The following is a 20,212-nucleotide window of genomic DNA, read 5'->3' as shown; positions in this document are numbered from 1 at the left end:
GCGAGTCGCGCCAAAGAGAGAGCAAGTCGCGCCAAAGGAAGAACGAGTCGCGCCAAAGAGAGAGCGAGTCGTGCCAAAGGGAGAGCAACCCGCCCAAAAGGTCAAGCGCATCACGCCAAAGAACAAGAGAACTACGTCAAACCCTTGCTTTAAGCTTCATCCCATAGTACTCTTGGGGTTCAATGAAGGGAGTGGGAGACCATGACACGAGTGGTCATCTTAGCCGAAAAACCCTCTCAGGCAAAAGCATATGCAGAGGCTTTTACAATACAGGAAAAGACGAAAACATATATTGTTCTAAAACCAGATGATACCTTCCCGAACGGGGCGACGATAACATGGGGCGTCGGTCATTTGGTGGAATTGAAAGAACCGCATGACTATAAACCGGAGTGGAAGAGATGGAAGCTTGATCAACTGCCGATTGTACCTGATCGATTTCTTGAAAAAGTGTCGAAAGGGAAGTGGGAGCAGTTTAAAGAGGTCAAGCGTTTGTTCCAACAAGCAGACGTGCTAGTGAATGCTGCCGATGTCGACCGGGAAGGTTCGAACATTTTCTACAGCATTCTCCGTTTAACAGGCGTGAAAGGGAAGCCGGTTCGCCGCTTGTGGATCAATTCTCTTGAGAAGGATGAAGTGCGTAAAGGATTTAAGAATCTACAAAACAATGAAAAAGATCTGCGGATGTTTGATGAAGCGAAGGCCCGTCAAATTAGTGATTGGATGGTAGGGATCAACGCCAGCCGCCTGTTCACCTTACATTTACAGAAGAAAGGCTTTGGAAGCTATCTGTCCATCGGCCGGGTGCAGTCGCCTACGGTCTACTTGATCTACCAGAGACACAAGGAGATTGAGAACTTTGTGTCCGAGCCTTTCTATCAAATCGAAGGACTTTTTCAATCAGAGACAGGTTCCTATAAGGGTTTAGTGGAAATTAAGGAAAAGGATAAAGCTAAGGTTCAGGCGCTGATGGAGAAGCATGGGCTGAAAGAAAAAGAAGACCATACAGGAATGGTCCAACGGGTCGACAAAAAGACCAAACATCAAAAATCACCGAAACTGCATTCGCTGTCCACGTTGCAAAGTGTTGCGAACAGACGCTGGAAGTACACACCATCGCAGGTGCTGAAGACGATGCAAAAACTCTATGAGAAAAAACTAGTCTCCTATCCGAGGACTGACTGTAATTACATCACGGAAAGCGAATTCTCTTATGTAGTGAACAACTTGAAGTCCTACCAGGATACGCTGAACGTTTCTTTCACACCTATCTCTTTGAAACCTAGAAAGCGGTATGTGGACAGCAAGAAAGTTCAGGAGCACTATGCTATCATCCCGACGAAGTCCATCCCAACGGAAAAGAAGCTGAATGGGCTGAGCCGTGAGGAACGCAACATTTATACAGAGGTCTTGGCTACGACGCTCGCGATGTTCCATAGCGATTACGTGTACGAAGAAACGACCATTTTCACACATGTTCATGACCTGCCTTTCAAATCGACAGGCAGGAGGGAAGTGCATCAAGGATGGAAAGAGCTTTTTCCTAAGCCGTCCAAAGCGAAATACGATAAAGATGCACTTCTTCCGAATGTCCAAAAAGGGGAAGAGGTAGGCGCACGCCTTCATATAAAAGAAAGTATGACGCAGCCGCCGAAACCGTACACCGAAGGACAGCTGATCAACATGATGAAAACGTGTGGAAAGCTAATGGATGACGAGGAAGACGTGGAGATCCTGAAAGAAGTCGAAGGTCTCGGTACTGAAGCCACCCGCTCAAGCATCATTGAAACGATCAAGGCGCAAAAATACATTGAAGTGAAAAAGAACAATGTCTACGTCACGGCCAAAGGAATCACGCTTTGTGAGGCCATTGAAGGGACGCTGTTATCGAGCCCGTCCATGACCGCCAAATGGGAATCGTATTTGAAGAAAATCGGAAGCGGAGAAGGATCGAAACAAACATTCATCAAACAGACGAGTCAGTTTATTGAAAAACTGATCCAAGAGACTCCTGATTCCATTCAACAGGTTCAAATCCGAAATACTGGCGAGAAGAAGAAGTGGAACCAGCCGATCGCCAAATGTCCGGCATGTCAGACGGGCTCCATCATGGACCGTTACAAATTTTATGCTTGTTCCGAATACAAAAATGGATGTAAGGTGAGCTTTCCAAAAAGATTGGCAGGGAAATCGCTGAGTGCAAATATGATTAAAACGCTTTGCGAGAAGAAACGGACGAAGGTGTTGAAAGGGTTTAAAGGAAAGAAAACGTTCAGTACGGCTTTAACACTGGATGAAGATTTCAAAATCAAATTCGATTTTAAGAAGAAAGCGGAAGAAAAAAGTTAGACATGTTATTCGTGCTTGCCTCTCTTTGTGTGAACCCATTAGCATAAGGAGGCAGGCTTTTTTTATTGAGGAAGTGTAGGATATTCATTTAGTTTCACCCCATCTAGGGCAGTCAGTGAGTGCCATTGTGTATCAGAGGAAATGGTGTCATTCATTACAAAACCATACATCAAGGACACTCTTCTCTTTCCGTACATAGGATAAATCAACAAATGGGAAGGGATTTGAGAAAATGTATGTGGGACCCTACACGCATCAATATCCATATTATGTGAATCATCCGGCATATGGCTACAGAAGTTCTGCGGGTTATTGGCCTGGGCCTGTTCCTAACCAAGCATATGGATCTTATTACTATAACAGGTTGATGGCAAAAGATTATGGACCCAGTCCATTCGTCATAGATATCAATGAAGCGACGAAGCAAAATCAAACCTATCGGACGGCTTTATGGACAGGATCAAACTTACAAGTAACCTTAATGAGTATCCCCCCAGGTGGTGATATTGGGTTAGAAGTGCATCCAAATGTCGATCAGTTCCTACGTATTGAACAGGGGCAGGGGATTGTTCAAATGGGCGAGAATAAAAATGATTTAAGTTTTGAAAGAAATGTTTATGATGATGACGCCATCATGATCCCTGCTGGAACATGGCATAATGTAACCAATACAGGTGATACGCCACTTAAACTCTATTCGATATACGCCCCTCCTAATCATCCATTTGGTACGGTTCATGCAACCAAAGCAGAAGCGATGACTGCGGAAGAAGACAACGGTCAAGGAAATGGAAATACCCTTGTTTATGGTAAAACTCCAGACGAATGGGTGAAGTACACGGAATACTTGGTGAATGAAGGGTTAGAAGACGTTAAAAGAGGGATCAATGCTACGCACATCCTTCAAGAGTTCATCTTAATGGGATTGCTTGTAGGGAAGGGATATACTCCTGAAAAAGCCTATGAAACAGTAGAAGAATGGGAAAGGACAGGAAAATCCAAGCTTCTTCAACAAAGTAAAAAGATGCAGTAGTTTAATCTTGGGTAGGTAAAAACACTATCTCCTTACAATGTGGAAGACGTGAAGGGGTAGTGTTTTTTTAATAAAATCAACCATTCTTTGGGGGTCAGATAAATAAAAATAGTAAACAATTTGTCATTTGTGAACAATTTTGTAATTTTTATAAAAACTCAGGAATAAATCATAAAAAGGTGGTAAGATATTTCTCATATCCGATCTTCTTCAAGGATATCCGTTTATTTGAAAGCGTTTTATTAAAATAAGAAGAGGTTGATGAAAAGTTGACATTAACAGTGAAAGAAGCTTCCATCTTTGACCACAAGGGCAACAGGATTATGACAGAAGACCGCGAGATTACGATCATTGCCAAAATGGAAGATCCTAAGATTGCTATATTGGGTAACGTCATCAGTGATGCCGAATGTGACGAGCTTATCCGTCTTTCTAAAAATCGGATGAACCGATCGAAAATCGGGTCGCGTCATGAAGTGAGCAACATTCGGACGAGCAGTAGCACATTTTTGCCTGAGGATGATATTACCACCCGCATTGAAAAGCGGTTGGCGCACATTATGAATGTACCCGTTGAACATGGAGAAGGACTTCACATCTTGAATTATAAACAAGGCCAAGAATATAAAGCGCATTATGACTATTTTAAATCGAAGGTCCAGGCAATGAACAACCCGAGAATCAGCACGCTTGTACTTTACTTGAACGATGTGGAAGAGGGTGGGGAAACGTACTTCCCGAACATGAATTTATCTGTCTCTCCTCAAAAAGGCATGGGGGTCTATTTCGAATATTTTTATTCCGACCCTGTAATCAATGAACGGACCCTGCACGGCGGCTCTCCCGTCTCAATCGGAGAAAAATGGGCAGCGACGATGTGGGTACGGAGAAAACAGTATAGGTAAGGAAAGCGACAGAGAGAAAATGACGTATTTAAACAAAATGAAACACCCAGCACTGCCCCAAGGATGGCAGTGCTGGGTGTTTTCTTATGACAGTAAGGGGAAGACCGCTGTAAGGACCATTACTTCATTCTTGTGTTTTCTACGATTTTATTCGCTCGTTTAAATTCTTGCTGGAACCTTACTTCTTGTGCTTTGGTTAATGTACTTCTTTTTTCTTTGGAAATTTGGGCTTTCGATTTCATTCCTAATCCCTCCTTTACCTGTCATTAGTTTCATTATGAACGGTTTGGGATAAGGTTATTCTATGGCTGGAGGCGTTGGGCCTCCCTCAAAACTCATACCATTGCTTTATTGGTGAAGAAGGCCGACTTGTGGCAGGCATTGGAAGGGTATAGAATATATAGTGTTGATTCGTAGGAAAGTGAGTGATGACGATGGATAGAATCGGTGTGTTGACGAGTGGAGCTGATGCTCCCGGAATGAACGCAGCCATACGATCAGTCGTAAGGTCAGGAATCTATTACGGCGTTGAAATGGTTGGAATCAAGTATGGTTTTCAAGGCCTATTGAATGAAACGTTGGAGAAAATGGATGCATCATCCGTGGGCTCTATTATTCAACGCGGAGGAACGATCCTGCAATCCTACACATGTGATGAAATTCACACGGATGCAGGTCAGGAGAAAGCCATCGAAAAACTGCACAAACAAGGAATCGATTCCTTAGTTGTGATTGGCGGAATAGAAGACTTATCAATTGCTGCTTCATTGCAAAAAAAGAACTTTCCATGTATCGGCATCCCGGCCACGATCGATAATGATATCCCGGGTGTGGCTGAGGCCATCGGCTTTGATACAGGGTTAAATACAATCATTGATTATATTGATCGTATTCGTGATACGGCATCTTCCCATGAAAAATCATCAATCATTGAAGTGATGGGAAGAGATACAGGGAACCTGGCGTTATGGTCGGGGCTTGCCGGTGGAGCAGAGAATATTTTGATTCCTGAGAAAAAAGAGGACATCAACACCATTTTTGAACAGATTAAAAGTGGACCTTCTCGAGACAAAAGGTACAGTATCATCATTGTAGCGGAAGGTAGTGGTGTGAGTGGAATCGATCTCAACACCAAGTTGAAAGAAGAAGCAGGGATTGAATCCCGCGTCACCGTTCTAGGCCATACGCAGCGTGGGGGAGCTCCAACTGCGAGAGACCGAGTGCTGGCCAGTCGGTTAGGTGCATATGCGATTGATCTGCTACTCGCGAAAGAATCTGGCAAGGTCGTCGGTCTTAAAAACAATACGCCTGTGAGCTACATATTTGATGATGTCTTTTCACAAACGTCTCAAATTGATGAAGGTATGTACGAGTTGTCAGGGAGGCTGTCTATTTAAATCGGAATGTGTGCAAGCGTTGTAGACGCTTGCCCTTTCTTTTTTTAATGAAGGAATGGTCATAAAGGGTGAGTGAAACACTTCGACCTTCTATACGTGTTACGATACCCTTAAGAATACATAGGAGGAACGTCCAATGACGAGAAAACTGTACTATGAAGATGTTTATACGATGGATTTTGACTCAAAGGTGGTTAAAACAGATGAAGATGAACGCGGTTTGTATGTAGTGCTCGAAGAAACAGCGTTTTACCCGACAGGCGGAGGCCAGCCGCACGACGAAGGAACTTTGAATGATGTTGAGGTGTTCGGTGTCGAAGAAGTGGACGATGAAGTACGCCATTACATAAAAGAAGATTTGTCCACAGAAGGAAGGGTGCATGGGAAGGTCAATCAAGAGCGACGGCTTGACCACATGCAGCAGCACTGTGGCCAGCATATCATTTCAGCTGTTTTCGACGATCAGTTCGATATCCCGACCACGAGCTTTCATTTAGGAAAAGATACGGTGACGATTGATTTAGATACGGGAAAGCTGTCTGATGAAACGTTGGTAAAAGTGGAGGAACAGGTCAACCAGATCATTCGCTCCAATTACCCGGTTGAAACGAAATGGATGTCTGTTGAGGAAGCGGGAGAGTATCCGCTTCGTAAACCACTCGCCGTTAAGGGTGATGTGCGCCTTGTTATCATCCCAGAGATCGATTACAACGGCTGTGGGGGTACGCACCCTCATTCCACAGGTGAAGTCATGGCTGCCAAGTTTTTAGGATGGACAAAAAACAAGCACCAGGTGCGCTTAGAGTTCGTGTGCGGTAATCGTGTCTTGCAAAAACTCGGTCAGAAGCATCAGGTGTTGACCGAATTGAAGCGGATCGTTCCGAAGCCGGAACAACAGCTTGTCGATGAAGTTGGTGAGCTCATCCATGCAAGTAAGGAAAAGGATAAGAAAATTGCCGAGCTGGAGGGACAACTCCTTCACTATGAAGCGGAGGAAATCCTTTCAGCGTCCAATAGGCAGTCGGTGATCCAGCGTGTCTTTAATGATCGTTCAATAAAAACGCTGCAGTCTCTAGGGAAAGCCATCATCGAAAAAGCTCCAGAAGCATATGTCATTCTGATCAGTGAACAGGAGAAACAGTTACAGTTTGTGCTTGCTCGCGGAGAGGACATCGATAGGAATATGAACGAGGTCGCCAAGCAGGTGATGCCCCTTATCGAAGGAAAGGGCGGAGGAAAACCGAACTTTGTTCAAGGGGGAGGAAAGAGGCTGATGGACGGGCAGTCTTTTGCTGGTCGAATCCATAACCTTTTGTAATTCTTCCTAACAGGATCAAAGAAAGACAATCTGTCGATCACGCAGGTTGTCTTTTTATTTTCCATCCATATGGGCACCCCTCAAATGAATAGACACGTGGCTTCCAAAGGGGGGGAGATGCCTATTTTTCCACTACAAATGTTTGAATTTTAAAAAAGTAAATCCCTATGATGTACAATCCCTATTCACTATCTTGGGATGAAAGCGTATACATAGACGTTTTTATAGGTGCTACAATAAAAATGCGGAAGGGGGACAGAGAGTGGAACTCAATGAAAGAAGCAACAAAATTCTTCAAGAATTGGTTGTCAATCCGAGAATCACAAGTACAACACTCGAAAAGAAGTACGAGTTAACACGGAGGCAACTTGGTTACAGCTTCAATAAAATCAACGATTGGTTAGTGTCTCACAACCTTCCTGAAATTGAGCGTACAAGACAGGGGCAATTCATCATTGATCGGTCGGTCTTCGCTCAAGTGAATGGAGAACAGAAGTCGTCGGTTGGCGTAGCCGTCTTATCTGAAAAACAAAGGATTTATTTCATTATTTTGATGCTTCTGAGCAGAGAAGAGCTATCCCTGAATCATTTTACCTTTGAGTTGGATTTCAGCAAGAATACCATTCTCAATGATTTGAAGCAGGCCCAATCCTTTTTGGAATCGTATGGCGTAACCATCAAATACACAAGGAAACAAGGTTATATGCTGGAGGGGAAAGAGTTCCAGATTCGTCGGGTCCTCATTAAGGTGACTTACGAATTGTTGGTGCATAACGGGGCAAGCAAAGTGGAAGAATTGGCCCTTCTATCTTCAGAACAATTGAGGAGATTCACGCAAAAAATTGAAAAATTTGAAGACCAGCTCAATATTCAGTTCACAGATGAAAAAATGGAAACCATGCCTTACATCCTTGCGTTGATATTAAGAAGGATGGAGAGGGGGTTCGTCATCTCCACCTTCCCTGTGAAGCATGAAGATATATCGAGTACGAACGAATATCAAGTCATTGGGGAAATTTTTGAATCCATTGATATCCCTGAAGAAGAGCGGTTATTCATGACTCTTCATTTATTGACGACAAATGTATATCGTTCAGAAGAACTGTCCGATGTAGGTTCGAGGGGGGACTTGATTCCAGTCATAGAACAAATGCTTCAGCTTTTCGAAAGAAGTGCCTGTATCAACTTCCAAGATCGATCACAGCTGGTCGAAAAGCTTTTTCAACACATTCGCCCGGCTTACTACCGGATCAAATACGGGCTTACAGAAACACAAGTCATTCAAGGTTCCATTACAGAAGAGCTCAAGGAAGTCCATCATCTCGTCAAGCGATCCATTTCTCCACTGAAAGCTTATATTGACGAAGAAATTCCAGATAACGAAGTCACCTATGTGACTATGCTTATTGGAGGATGGATGACGAGACAAGGAGAAAGTATTGAGAAAAAGGTAAAGGCAATAGTCGTTTGCCCTCAAGGAGTTTCGGTATCACGATTACTCTTTAATCAATTGACGGAACTGTTTCCGGAATTTGTTTTTCTGGATTCTTTATCCGTCCGTGAATACATGGAGTATGAATTGGATTACGACTATGTATTCTCCACAACTATGCTGGAAAGTGAAGAAAAAGTGATGGTCTGCAAGGCATTTTTAAATCAGGACGACCGCTTGAGGTTAAGAAAGCAGGTCATGATGGATGTGCAAGGCTACATTCTGAATGACATCCATGTGGATCATCTCATGGATATTATTAAAAATCACACGACAGTCCATGATGAAAAAGCATTGATTGAAGAACTCAACTCTTATGTTCACCGTGATGAAGAGTCATCCATCAAACGTAGCTTAGAGCGCAGATCCCTACATTTAGATGATTTTATCCAAATGGATCACATTACAGTAAGAAGGTCAGTGGACTCTTGGGAAGAAGCTCTTAGAATCGCATCTGAACCTCTCGTACAAAAGAGATACGTAGAAGAAAGGTACGTGGAGACGATGGTCCACCAGATGGTGAGGGATCCTTATATCATTATCGCTCCTCACTTTGCCATTCCCCATGCAGCTCCAGAAGACGGAGTGAATAGAGCAGGGATGAGTCTATTGAAGGTGAAGGAAGGGGTTTCCTTTAATCCGGATGAAAAGGTACACGTTATCGTCGTCATCGCAGCTGAAGATAAGAAAAAGCATATGCATGGATTGATGCAATTGATGAACTTAGCAAGCTCAGAGCTGGATCGGAACCGACTCATGCAAATGGAAGAAACGAAAGAGATCCATGAACTGATCCAGAGTTACTCCGGTGAATGAACGGAGTCAATATCTTATAAATAAGTGGTGAATAAGATGAGCAATATTTACTTTAATGAATCTGTCATTCTACTGAACGTAGAAGCGAAATCCAAAGAAGAAGTATTAGAGAAAATGGGTCAGAATCTAGTGGATTTAGATTTAGTCAAGGAGAGCTTCATTCCCGCAATTATCAAAAGGGAAGAAGAATACGCGACAGGGCTGCCAACTTCAGGTGTAGCGGTGGCTATTCCCCATACGGATGTGGAACATGTTCACCGGAAGACAGTGAGTATAGGAGTGTTGGACAGAGCGGTCGAGTTCGGCGTCATGGGTGATGATGAGGAAACGATTCCAGTCCAAATCGTATTTTTGTTAGCTATGGATGAAGCCCATTCCCAGTTATCTTTGTTGCAGCAGTTGATGGCCGTTTTCCAAAATGAAGAGGTTTTGTTATCCATTCTTGAAGAAAAAAATAAATCGAGCATCAGAGGTCTGTTGGAAGAAAAACTGGACTTTGATGCGCTTGAAGGAGAGAAATAATCATGGCGAAGAAACAAGTATTGGTCGCATGTGGAGCAGGAATCGCAACGTCTACAGTCGTAAACGGAGCAATTGAAGAAATGGCGAAAGAAAACAATTTGGATGTCGACCTTGTCCAAATTAAAATTGCAGAAGTCGGTGGCTATGAAGACACAGCAGACTTACTGGTCACGACAGCTATGACACAGAAGGAATATTCGTTTCCGGTCATCAATGCGAGATCGTTTCTAACAGGAATCGGGACGGATGCTACGAAAAAAGAGATTTTGACAGCGCTTCAAAAATAGGAATCTACTAAAAAAGGAGAGAAATAATCATGGCAAAGAAACAAGTATTGGTCGCATGTGGAGCAGGAATCGCAACATCTACAGTCGTGAATGGAGCGATTGAAGATATGGCAAAAGAAAATAACTTGGACGTCGATCTTGTCCAAATCAAAATCGCAGAAGTGGGCAGTTATGAAGATACAGCTGATTTGCTGGTGACGACAGCTATGACTCAGAAGGATTATCGTTTCCCTGTGATTAACGCGAGATCCTTTTTGACTGGAATTGGAACAGAAGAGACAAAAAAAGAAATTCTACAGGAACTAAAGAAGTAAACGGACGATTGGTCACCTGATAGAACGAGGGAGGATTTTTCATGCAGGGTTTCGTCGACATCGTACAAGGATTCTTAGACTTAGGGGCAACAGTCATTCTGCCTGTCGCCATTTTCTTATTAGGTTTACTGTTCGGACAGAAACCGGGAAAGGCTTTCCGATCCGGCTTAACGATTGGAGTGGCATTTGTAGGGATTTTCTTAGTTGTAGATTTGCTGGTCAATAACTTAGGGCCAGCGGCGCAGGGCATGGTGGATCGATTAGGTGTGGAATTGAACGTCATTGACGTAGGCTGGCCGGCCTCCTCATCAATCGCGTGGGCGTCCGTAGTCGCCGCATTCATCATTCCTTTGGGCCTTATCGTTAATGTCATCATGCTTTTAACGAAAACAACGAAAACGATGAACGTAGATATTTGGAATTTCTGGCACTATACCTTTATGGCCGCCATGGTATATGCGGTTTCGGGAAGTATTATTCAGGGTTTGATTGCAGCGGTCCTTTTCCAAATCGTATGTCTTAAAGTCGCAGATTGGACGGCACCTATGGTCAGTAAATTCTTCGACCTTCCGGGTGTTTCCATCGCCACAGGAAGTACCATTTCTTATGCTCCTGGTATCTTTTTAGTGCAATTACTGAATAAAGTGCCGGTGGTGAAAAATTGGAACGCGGATCCGGAGACGATTCAGAAGCGATTTGGGATTTTCGGAGAATCGATCTTCATCGGATTGTTCTTAGGAGCGACCATCGGAATTCTTGCCGGCTACAGTGTCGGGGAGGTCATTGAAATCGGAATGGCTATGGCAGCGGTTATGGTCCTCATGCCTCGAATGGTCAAAATCCTTATGGAAGGATTAATGCCTGTTTCTGAGTCGGCACGTGAATGGTTATCTAAACGCTTTGGCGATCGGGAAATTTATATCGGGCTTGATGCCGCCGTTGCTCTTGGGCATCCTGCCGTCATCTCTACGGCTCTGATCCTTGTACCGGTTACGGTTGTTCTTGCCGTCGTTCTGCCAGGCAACTCTTTGCTTCCGTTCGGGGACTTGGCTACTATTCCATTTGTAGTCGCTTTCATCGTTGGAGCTGCACGAGGAAATATTGTTCATTCCGTCATTGTAGGGACATTGATGATCGCTTTATCTCTTTATATGGCTACAGACGTGGCACCTGTTTTCACGGAAATGGCTGTGAATGCTGACTTTGAAATGCCGGAAGGGTCTGCAAAGATTTCAAGTATTGACCAGGGTGGAAACTTAGTCAACTGGATCATCTTTAAAGTCTTTAGTTTGTTCAATTAAAGGGAGGGATAATTTTGAAAGCGCTTGTTAAGACAGAACTTGGATACGGTAATTTAGTAGTTCAAGATAAACCAGTACCAGAAGTCGGAAAAGACCAAGTGAAGATCGAAGTTAAATACACGGGCATTTGTGGGTCTGACATCCATACTTATGAAGGCCATTATAAGGTGAAGGTCCCTGTGACACTGGGACATGAATTTTCCGGAGTCGTTGTTGATGTCGGAGAAGGCGTTACAGAGTTTAAAATCGGGGATCGAGTCACTTCTGAAACGACCTTTTATGTATGTGGAGAATGTGAGTATTGCAGAAGCGGGGACTACAACCTGTGTAACCATCGGAAAGGTCTCGGTACCCAGCAGGACGGTGGGTTCGCCAAATATTTGATTGCACGGAAGGAAAGCGTGCACCACCTTCCGTCACAAGTCGATTACCGTTCGGGCGCAATGACGGAGCCGCTTGCCTGTACCTATCATGCTGTTGAAAAAACAGTCATCAATCCTGGAGACCTGGTGGTCGTCATTGGACCGGGACCTATAGGATTGTTTACGGCACAGGTAGCCAAAAGTCGAGGAGCTACCGTGATCATTGCCGGCTTGTCTCATGACCAAATCCGGTTGAGCAAGGCAGAAGAGCTGGGAATTGATTATGCCATCGATATTCAAAAGCGTGATTTACAGGAGTTTGTCCATGGGCTCACAGATGGCTATGGTGCAGATGTCGTGTACGAATGTTCCGGAGCCATACCAGCGGCTGGCCTGGCGTTGGATTTGTTGAAGAAAAAAGGACAGTATGGACAAGTGGGTATATTCGCTAAACCGGAAATCGAGTTTGACTTAGAAAAGATCATCCAAAAAGAAATCCGGGTTGTAGGAAGTCGAAGTCAAAAATCATCGGATTGGGAGCCGTCTTTAGAACTGATGAACAGCGGTCGAGTGAACGCTCGCTCGATGGTAACCCATGAATTTCCGATTACGGAATGGGAACAGGCGTATCAGGCCATCAAAAAAGGGGAAGCAATCAAAGTTCTATTGACGCCTGTCGATTAAGAGTAAAGAAAAGAGGGGTTGTATATGGTCGATGCATTCTTAGAATTTATGCTAGGCCCCATGCGGTCTATCGGAGATGTCTATTTTGAAAACCAAATGATCTTCAACTCTATTATTGTAGGTGGAGCCTGTTTGAAAATCATGAATAAGAGATCCCCCGGTTCCGAACCCGTGGATGATACGGAAAATATGTAGGAAGAAAAAGGTGAGACATATGAAGACCTTGAACCTTTATGGAGCGCAAGATATTCGGTACGAAGAAAAACCGAATCCAGTTGTGAGAAAAGAAGATGAAGTCGTCATCAAAGTGAAAGCTGTTGGTGTTTGTGGTTCTGATGTTTCAAGGTATAAGAAATTGGGACCTTATGTAGAAGGGATGACTTTCGGACACGAGTTTTCCGGTGAGGTTGTCGAAACGGGACCTAATGTCGAAGGCATCAAACCTGGGGACCGTGTAGCAGGTTGTCCGACATTCTATTGTGGAGAATGCCACAGTTGTCTGAAAGGGGATTTGGCCCAATGTGAGAGGTTGACCCTCATTGGAGCGCGTCACCCGGGGGCATATGCTGAGTTCGTAACCCTTCCTGCAAGCCATGTCCTTTCCCTTCCTGATCATGTGGACTATGATGCAGCTGCCATGGTGGAACCGTCATCTGTAGTCGCCCACGGATTTTACCGTACAAGTGTCCAGCCGGGAGCCAAAGTGGCCATCATGGGATGTGGAAGCATAGGACTTCTAGCTGTGCAATGGGCGAAGATTTTCGGAGCTGAACAAGTGATTGCCATAGACATTGATGATCAAAAACTTGAAATAGCAGCAAAAGTCGGAGCAGATGTGCTCATCAATCCAAAAGACGTCCTCCCTCATGAGAGGGGGCTAGAGGTGACAGACCAGTTGGGGGTTGATCTAGCTGTCGAATGTGCTGGCTCTCCTGTTACTTCAGAACAAGTGCTGGCGCTTCCCAAAAAAGGAGGCGAAGTGCTATACATGGGCATCCCTTATGCAAACGTTGATATGGAAAGGTTTTATTTTGAAAGGATTGTCCGTAATGAATTGAAGGTCATTGGGTCCTGGAACGCCATCTCCGCCCCTTTTCCAGGGAAAGAATGGAGTTCAACTTTACACTATATGAGTACAGGACAGCTGAACATTCAGCCACTGATTTCCCATCGATTATCTTTGGAAGAAGGGCCGTCTACTTTCGAGAGCCTGATTAATCAGAACGGTTCTTTCATTAAGGTGATGTTTTACCCCCATTCAGATCAATAGACGTATAGAAAAAAGACCGCTTCCTGCGGTCTTTTTTCTATAGGTATGATGTGATCGTTGGAGCATGAGGGGACAGAGATGAATCATCTGCAGGCAACATCTATGTTATAGAACATTGAACCTGGAAGGATAATAAGATATGATAAATATGAAACTGATTTCATAAAACGATGGAGTGAACAATATGGCCACAATTTCAGATGTAGCCGAAAAGACAGGACTATCCAAAGCGACGGTTTCACGCGTTATCAATAATCATCCTTATATATCCAAGGAAAAACGTGAGCTTGTGTACAAGGCGATGGAGGAGCTTGGTTATCACCCGAATCCCTCTGCTAGAAGATTGCGGGGACAATTGACCAACACAATCGGAGTAATCGTGCCGAGAATTGTGAACCCTTTTTTCTCCTATTTGGTCGACGCTCTTGAGCAGGTAGCTTACGAGAATAATTACCAGGTGCTTATGTTTCAAAGTGATGAAAAAAAAGATAAAGAATTATATTTTCTGAACTTATTAAAGACAAAGCAAGTGGATGGTCTGATTATGACATCCATCGAAAACGACAGGGAAGTAATTGAATCCTATACGAAGTTCGGCCCCATTCTGCTTTGTAATGAATATATGAGCCAATCCGATTTACCTGTGGTACGTGTAGATCAAATGAAAGCGGCCTATTTAGGGACGAAGCATTTGCTCGATCGGGGGTATAGAAGAATCGCTTATTGTACCGGTGGATTGTTCGTCGATGATGGAAAGGATAAAGACCGGAACGTTGGGTTTCAAAAGGCGCTGAACGACTATGATATCCAAATCAATACGAGTTGGGTTTTCATCAATAAGCATACGATTGAGGACGGCAAACAAGTCATGCGTCAGATTGCTGAAATGAGAGACCGACCTGATGCCATCTTCACAGGAAGTGACGAAATTGCTGCGGGTGTACTAAGGGAAGCTAAATCTTTGGGCCTGAACATTCCAGAGGACTTAGCTGTCATAGGATTTGATGACCAACCGATTGCTGAAATGATTGATCCAGCGCTAACAACGATCCGGCAGCCGATTAAGGAAATGGGGAGGGAATCAGTAGATACGCTTTTGCGCTTACTGAAAAATCACCCCTTAGATCAAACCGACCAAGAACTTTCCGTGGAACTAGTCGTTAGGTCTTCCACATAAAAAATATAAAAACGACTGTTGAAACCGTTATCATATATGTGTATAATACGAATTAATAAAGATGCGCATAGTAAGATTTTGTAAACAGGTGGAAGCAGTCGTTTATTTTGGTCGTTTGTGAAACCGATATCATATCTGCCGAATTGTTGGCCTTGATTTTTTAGTTGGATTCACGCAATATTTTTTTACTTATGTATGAAACCGATATCACAAAGGAGTGGATGGTATGAAAAAGAAAGGTGCTGCGTTGGTGTCTGTCTTGTTTGCTGGTGTTCTAGCTGGTTGTTCCTTTGGAGCTGGTTCTTCGTCTGAAAGCTCTGAGGATGCAACGACAATAGAAATCTTCCAAGGGAAAGTTGAGTTCAATGATCAGTTTGAAGAACTTGCAGAGAAGTACGAAGAAGAAAACCCAGAGGTTGACATTAAAATAACGAGTGTCGGTGGAGGGTCTGACTATGCTGGTTCACTGAAGACGAAGTTTGCATCCGGAGATGAGCCGGAAATTTTTAGTATTGCTGGGCCAACGGAGGCTGCCAATTATGAAGAGTATTTAGCGGACCTCTCGGATACGGAACTCGCTGACTTAGCTTTAGAAGGAACATTGAATCCGGTCACGAAAGACGGGGAATTACATGGTCTCCCTTTTAACCAAGAAGGGTATGGGTTGATTTACAACAAAGACATGTTTAAAGAGGCTGGGATCGATCCGTCTGAAATTTTAACTTATGAAGACTTGGAAAAGGCGGTGCAAACCCTGGACAGCCAGAAGGATGAACTGGGGATCGAGACTGTTTTCGCTTTCCCAGCGAAAGAGAAGTGGGTGCCAGGCAATCACTTATCAAATGTCTACCTTGCTCCAGAGTTCAATCATATGGTAATGGAGGCATACAAGGCGGAAGGTGTTCAATTTGAGAGAAATAAAGAATTCAAGCGTATGATCGACTTGCAAAACGATTATTCAATTCAACCAACATTAAGCTTGGACTATTCTCAACAAGTAGAACAATATTTCTCTCTCCAAGAAGTAGCTATTATTCAACAAGGGAATTGGGTCTACCCATCTGTCGAACAGATGGATTCCGATTTTGCGAAAGAAGGAATGGGGATTCTCCCTATCCCTGTAGATGGAGAGGAAGGCAAGCTTCCGGTAGGTGTTCCGAACTACTGGGCGGTCAATAACAACAGTGATGATGAAACGATTCAAGCGGCTAAAGACTTTCTTGATTGGATGTACACTTCCGATGTAGGGAAGGACTACGTGCTTAACGAGTTCAAATTCATACCCGCTTATGAGGGCTATAATACAGACGAAATTTCTGACCCATTGTCCAAAGAGATCTACCAATACGCTTCTGAAGATCAAACGACTGGATGGGTCTTTCTTGGATATCCTGGTACGTGGGGCGATTATGTCGGATCAAACGTTCAGAAATATATTGACGGAGAAATGACATGGGATGAGCTTGTTGAAGATTCGAAGCAAGAGTGGACGAGAATGGACCAATAGAAGGTTATTTAAGAACGGCTAACATTCGGTATTTATCTGAGATGTTAGCCTCTTTTTTTAAAAAGAGGAGGAGGAAATGTATGAGTAATCGGAGTCCTTGGTTTTGGTTGTTCCTTAGTCCTGTGGTTTTAAGTCTTTTATTAGTCGTTGTCGTTCCCTTTGTTTATGGTTTTATCTTCTCTTTTACAGATTGGAATGGTCTTGTAGCGAATTCTTTCGTAGGCTTCCAAAACTATGTGCAGTTATTTCAAGAGGCCGAATTTTTAAATTCGATTTGGTTTACCGTCAAATTTGCGGTCGTCACCGTTCTTTTATTAAATGCCATGGGGTTAGGACTGGCGCTGTTAGTCACAAGGAGTATCCGCTCCAATAACTGGCTTCGAACGATCTTTTTCATGCCGAACTTGATTGGAGGGTTGATTTTAGGCTTCATCTGGCAGTTTATTTTCATTAATGTCTTTTCTGATATCGGAAATAGAATTGGGTCGGAAGCTTTACAAGGATGGCTATCTACGACGAGTACAGGATTTTGGGGCCTTGTTATTTTGACCGCTTGGCAAATGGCGGGCTATATCATGATTATCTATATTGCCTATTTAGAGAATATTCCAAAAGAGTTGATTGAAGCGGCTAAGATCGATGGGGCGAGCAGTGTCCAGCGTTTCAAAAATATCACTTTTCCGTTGGTGGCACCAGCCTTTACTGTAAGTATGTTTTTAACATTATCGATGGGTTTCAAAATTTACGATCAAAACCTTTCTTTAACGAATGGAGGACCTTTCAATTCGACGCAGATGGTGGCGATGGAAATTGTGAGAACAGCTTTTTCAGATAATGAAATGGCCTATGCACAAGCAAAAGCGGTCATTTTCTTCTTGATTGTAGCTGTCATCGCATTGACGCAAGTGTTTTACAACAAGAAACGAGAGGTGGAAATGTAAATGGGAAGAAGTAAAGAGCGTCGGAATTTATTAGGCCTGGAAGTGTTCGGAATCATCCTTGGTTTAGTTTGGCTTGCTCCTTTTTATTTGATGATCGTCAATGCATTCAAGACGAAAAGAGAAATTTTCAGTGGTGTACTGGGCCTGCCTGAAATGTTTACGATAGAGAATTTCATCCAAGCTTTTGAGGAGCTTACTTTCCTGAAATCATTGTTCAATTCGATTCTCATTTCAACATTGAGTATCGCGGTCATCATTTTATTTTCTTCGATGGCTGCCTATGCGTTGAACCGAAACAAAAGTAAGCTGAGTGGCGTATTTTTCTTTGTATTCGTAGCGGCTATGCTAATTCCTTTCCAGTCCGTCATGATCCCTTTGATTTCCATGTTTGGATCCGTGAATATGTTGAATGCGCCCGGTCTTATTTTCATGTACCTAGGCTTTGGATGCAGCCTGTCCATCTTCTTGTACCACGGAGCCTTAACGGGTATACCGAAAGCGTTGGACGAAGCGGCGATTATTGATGGAGCGAATCGTTTCCAATTGTTCTGGTATGTGATTTTCCCTTTGCTGAAACCGATTTCAGTTACGGTCGCTATTTTGAATGTCATCTGGATTTGGAATGATTATTTACTGCCTTCTCTTGTCCTTGGAGAATCGAATGCTACGATTCCGTTGAAGATGTTCTACTTCTTCGGACAGTACACCAAACAGTGGCATCTAGCGTTGGCGGGACTTAGTATTGCGGTCATTCCGGTTATCATTTTTTACTTTTTTGCACAAAAACAAATCATCAACGGTGTTTCGGAAGGCGCTGTGAAATAGATTTAGAGGGGGAGAAGGATGGAGAAGCAATGGTGGAAAGAAGCGGTTGTTTATCAAGTGTATCCGCGAAGTTTTAAGGATGCAGATGGAGATGGAACGGGAGATTTGCTTGGGGTTTTAAGCAAGCTGGATTATTTGCAGGATCTTGGAATCGATGTCATTTGGCTGTCTCCTGTCTATCAATCTCCGAATGATGATAACGGCTATGATATTAGTGATTATCAAAAAATCATGGATGAGTTCGGTACGATGGAAGACTTTGATGAACTTTTGAGAGAAGTTCATAACAGGGGGATGAAGTTGATTATGGATTTAGTCATTAACCATACTTCTGATGAGCATAGATGGTTCCAGGAGTCCAAGTCTTCCAAGCAGAATCCATATCGAGATTACTATATATGGCATCCCGGGAAAGATGGGAAGGAACCAAATAATTGGGCATCGATTTTCGAAGGATCGATTTGGGAGTACGATGAATATACAGAAGAATATTATATGCACGTGTTCTCTAAAAAACAGCCGGACTTGAATTGGGAAAACCCTGAAGTGCGTCAAGAACTGTACAAAATGGTCAACTGGTGGTTGGACAAAGGGATTGATGGTTTTCGAATCGATGCCATTTCCCACATCAAAAAAGTGCCTGGCTACCCGGATTTACCAGAATTGGATGGGCAGACCTTTGTTCCTTCCCATGACGGCCACAGGAATCGTGAAGGCATTCATGTTTTCCTTGAGGAGCTTGTTAAAGAGACATTTTCCCAATATGACATCATGACCGTTGGAGAAGCTAATGGGGTCACTGTGGAAGAGGCTGATCAGTGGGTCGGTGAAAAGGAAGGCAAGTTTGATATGATCTTCCAGTTCGAGCATGTTGGACTTTGGGAGAGAAGCAAGGAAAAGGTGGACATCCATGAATTAAAAGAAATCTTCACCAAATGGCAAACCTCTTTGAACGGGAAAGGATGGAATGCTTTGTTTTTGGAAAATCATGATCTTCCGAGAACCGTCTCCATCCTCGGAGACGATGGGACGTATCGAGTAGAGTCAAGTAAATGTCTGGCTACTCTTTACTTCTTTATGCAAGGAACGCCTTTCATTTATCAAGGGCAGGAAATCGGAATGACGAATGTCCAGTTCCCATCCATTGAAGATTATGATGACGTCGCCATAAAGAATTTTTATAAGAAGGAAACGGAGAGGGGAGTACCTCATGAGGAAGTGATGTCCGTCATATGGAGGACAGGGAGGGATAATTCCCGGACCCCTATGCAATGGTCCGCCGAGGATTCAGCTGGGTTTACTACAGGGACACCGTGGTTAAAAGTGAACCCGAATTTCAGAGAAATCAACGTTGCTGCGGAGCAGAATAATCGCGATTCCATTTACTATTATTATCAAAAAATGATTCAAATACGGAACCAGGAAAAGGCACTTATTTATGGAGACTATACACCTTTTTTAGAGGAACATGATCAGATTTTCAGTTATATTCGTTCGGGTGAAGAAGGGAAGTACATGATTTTAGCTAATTTATCATCTGAAAGGGCCTTTTTTAACTGGCCGGATGAATTTGCAGCGAATCAAGTGCTTTTATGTAATTACACTGGTCCATTGGAGCACTCCCTTTTACAACCGTTTGAGGCAAGGGTGTATAAGATAGGGTAAGGTTTAGATGAATGTTCAAGGTAAGCAAAAGGGGCCCTTCCATTAAA

19 protein-coding genes are annotated in these 20,212 nt (G+C 43.4%); 18 read left to right on the top strand and 1 reads right to left on the bottom strand.

The genetic code is table 11. From position 1 onward, the window contains the following. Positions 1-201 precede the first annotated feature (201 nt). The 3 genes from BLS23_RS05890 to BLS23_RS05880 all read left to right on the top strand — a co-directional run bounded on the left by BLS23_RS05890 (position 202) and on the right by BLS23_RS05880 (position 4,287). Positions 202-2,349 carry a type IA DNA topoisomerase gene (locus BLS23_RS05890; RefSeq protein ID WP_089651613.1) on the top strand — a complete coding sequence of 716 codons (2,148 nt, stop codon included), beginning with the start codon at positions 202-204 and terminating at the stop codon, positions 2,347-2,349. Positions 2,350-2,581: 232 nt separating this feature from the next. After that, positions 2,582-3,382, top strand: a complete 801-nt coding sequence (locus tag BLS23_RS05885; RefSeq protein WP_089651612.1) for a cupin domain-containing protein — start codon at positions 2,582-2,584, stop codon at positions 3,380-3,382. Positions 3,383-3,705: 323 nt separating this feature from the next. Further along, positions 3,706-4,287: a 2OG-Fe(II) oxygenase gene (locus tag BLS23_RS05880; protein WP_089651668.1), complete on the top strand. Its 582-nt coding sequence runs from the start codon at positions 3,706-3,708 to the stop codon at positions 4,285-4,287. A gap of 119 nt (positions 4,288-4,406) precedes the next feature. Here BLS23_RS05880 and BLS23_RS21315 read toward each other — a convergent pair whose 3' ends face one another. Then, positions 4,407-4,529 carry a YfhE family protein gene (locus BLS23_RS21315; protein WP_143015230.1) on the bottom strand — a complete coding sequence of 41 codons (123 nt, stop codon included), beginning with the start codon at positions 4,527-4,529 and terminating at the stop codon, positions 4,407-4,409. 192 nt (positions 4,530-4,721) lie between these two features. Here BLS23_RS21315 and BLS23_RS05875 point away from each other — a divergent pair, with 192 nt between their 5' ends. From BLS23_RS05875 to BLS23_RS05810, 15 genes are all read left to right on the top strand, one after another. Continuing rightward, positions 4,722-5,684, top strand: a complete 963-nt coding sequence (locus BLS23_RS05875; RefSeq protein WP_089651667.1) for an ATP-dependent 6-phosphofructokinase — start codon at positions 4,722-4,724, stop codon at positions 5,682-5,684. A gap of 136 nt (positions 5,685-5,820) precedes the next feature. Then, positions 5,821-7,002 (top strand): alanyl-tRNA editing protein, encoded by a 1,182-nt coding sequence (locus tag BLS23_RS05870; RefSeq protein WP_089651611.1) that lies wholly within the window; start codon positions 5,821-5,823, stop codon positions 7,000-7,002. A 262-nt stretch (positions 7,003-7,264) separates the two neighbouring features. Then, positions 7,265-9,310 carry a BglG family transcription antiterminator gene (locus BLS23_RS05865; RefSeq protein ID WP_089651610.1) on the top strand — a complete coding sequence of 682 codons (2,046 nt, stop codon included), beginning with the start codon at positions 7,265-7,267 and terminating at the stop codon, positions 9,308-9,310. A 36-nt stretch (positions 9,311-9,346) separates the two neighbouring features. Next, positions 9,347-9,832 (top strand): PTS sugar transporter subunit IIA, encoded by a 486-nt coding sequence (locus tag BLS23_RS05860; protein ID WP_089651609.1) that lies wholly within the window; start codon positions 9,347-9,349, stop codon positions 9,830-9,832. Positions 9,833-9,834: 2 nt separating this feature from the next. Further along, entirely contained in the window at positions 9,835-10,119 is a 285-nt protein-coding gene (locus BLS23_RS05855) for a PTS sugar transporter subunit IIB (RefSeq protein WP_089651608.1), read from the top strand. Between the two features lie 29 nt (positions 10,120-10,148). Beyond that, a complete protein-coding gene (locus tag BLS23_RS05850) occupies positions 10,149-10,433 on the top strand; it encodes a PTS sugar transporter subunit IIB (RefSeq protein ID WP_089651607.1) in 285 nt (94 codons plus the stop codon). A gap of 41 nt (positions 10,434-10,474) precedes the next feature. Further along, a complete protein-coding gene (locus BLS23_RS05845) occupies positions 10,475-11,734 on the top strand; it encodes a galactitol-specific PTS transporter subunit IIC (RefSeq protein WP_089651606.1) in 1,260 nt (419 codons plus the stop codon). A 14-nt stretch (positions 11,735-11,748) separates the two neighbouring features. Beyond that, positions 11,749-12,780: a zinc-binding dehydrogenase gene (locus BLS23_RS05840; protein ID WP_089651605.1), complete on the top strand. Its 1,032-nt coding sequence runs from the start codon at positions 11,749-11,751 to the stop codon at positions 12,778-12,780. A 24-nt stretch (positions 12,781-12,804) separates the two neighbouring features. Beyond that, a complete protein-coding gene (locus tag BLS23_RS21695; protein WP_167356018.1) occupies positions 12,805-12,975 on the top strand; it encodes a hypothetical protein in 171 nt (56 codons plus the stop codon). A 19-nt stretch (positions 12,976-12,994) separates the two neighbouring features. Further along, positions 12,995-14,050: a galactitol-1-phosphate 5-dehydrogenase gene (locus BLS23_RS05835; protein ID WP_089651604.1), complete on the top strand. Its 1,056-nt coding sequence runs from the start codon at positions 12,995-12,997 to the stop codon at positions 14,048-14,050. A gap of 184 nt (positions 14,051-14,234) precedes the next feature. After that, complete coding sequence (locus BLS23_RS05830; RefSeq protein ID WP_089651603.1) at positions 14,235-15,227, top strand: LacI family DNA-binding transcriptional regulator; 993 nt, start codon at positions 14,235-14,237, stop codon at positions 15,225-15,227. 226 nt (positions 15,228-15,453) lie between these two features. After that, positions 15,454-16,734 (top strand): ABC transporter substrate-binding protein, encoded by a 1,281-nt coding sequence (locus tag BLS23_RS05825; protein WP_089651602.1) that lies wholly within the window; start codon positions 15,454-15,456, stop codon positions 16,732-16,734. Between the two features lie 80 nt (positions 16,735-16,814). After that, a complete protein-coding gene (locus BLS23_RS05820; protein WP_089651601.1) occupies positions 16,815-17,675 on the top strand; it encodes a carbohydrate ABC transporter permease in 861 nt (286 codons plus the stop codon). Next, positions 17,676-18,500, top strand: coding sequence for a carbohydrate ABC transporter permease (locus tag BLS23_RS05815; RefSeq protein ID WP_089651600.1), 825 nt, complete (start codon positions 17,676-17,678; stop codon positions 18,498-18,500). It begins immediately after the preceding gene. A gap of 18 nt (positions 18,501-18,518) precedes the next feature. Then, on the top strand, positions 18,519-20,165 hold the full coding sequence (locus BLS23_RS05810; protein ID WP_089651599.1) for an alpha-glucosidase: 1,647 nt from the start codon (positions 18,519-18,521) through the stop codon (positions 20,163-20,165). The last annotated feature ends 47 nt before the right edge of the window (positions 20,166-20,212 follow it).

Source organism: Halobacillus aidingensis (assembly GCF_900104185.1).
Taxonomy (GTDB): Bacteria; Bacillota; Bacilli; order Bacillales; family Halobacillaceae; genus Halobacillus; species Halobacillus aidingensis.
Note: the sequence above shows the minus strand (reverse complement) of the source record. Positions and strands in the feature narration are given on the sequence as shown.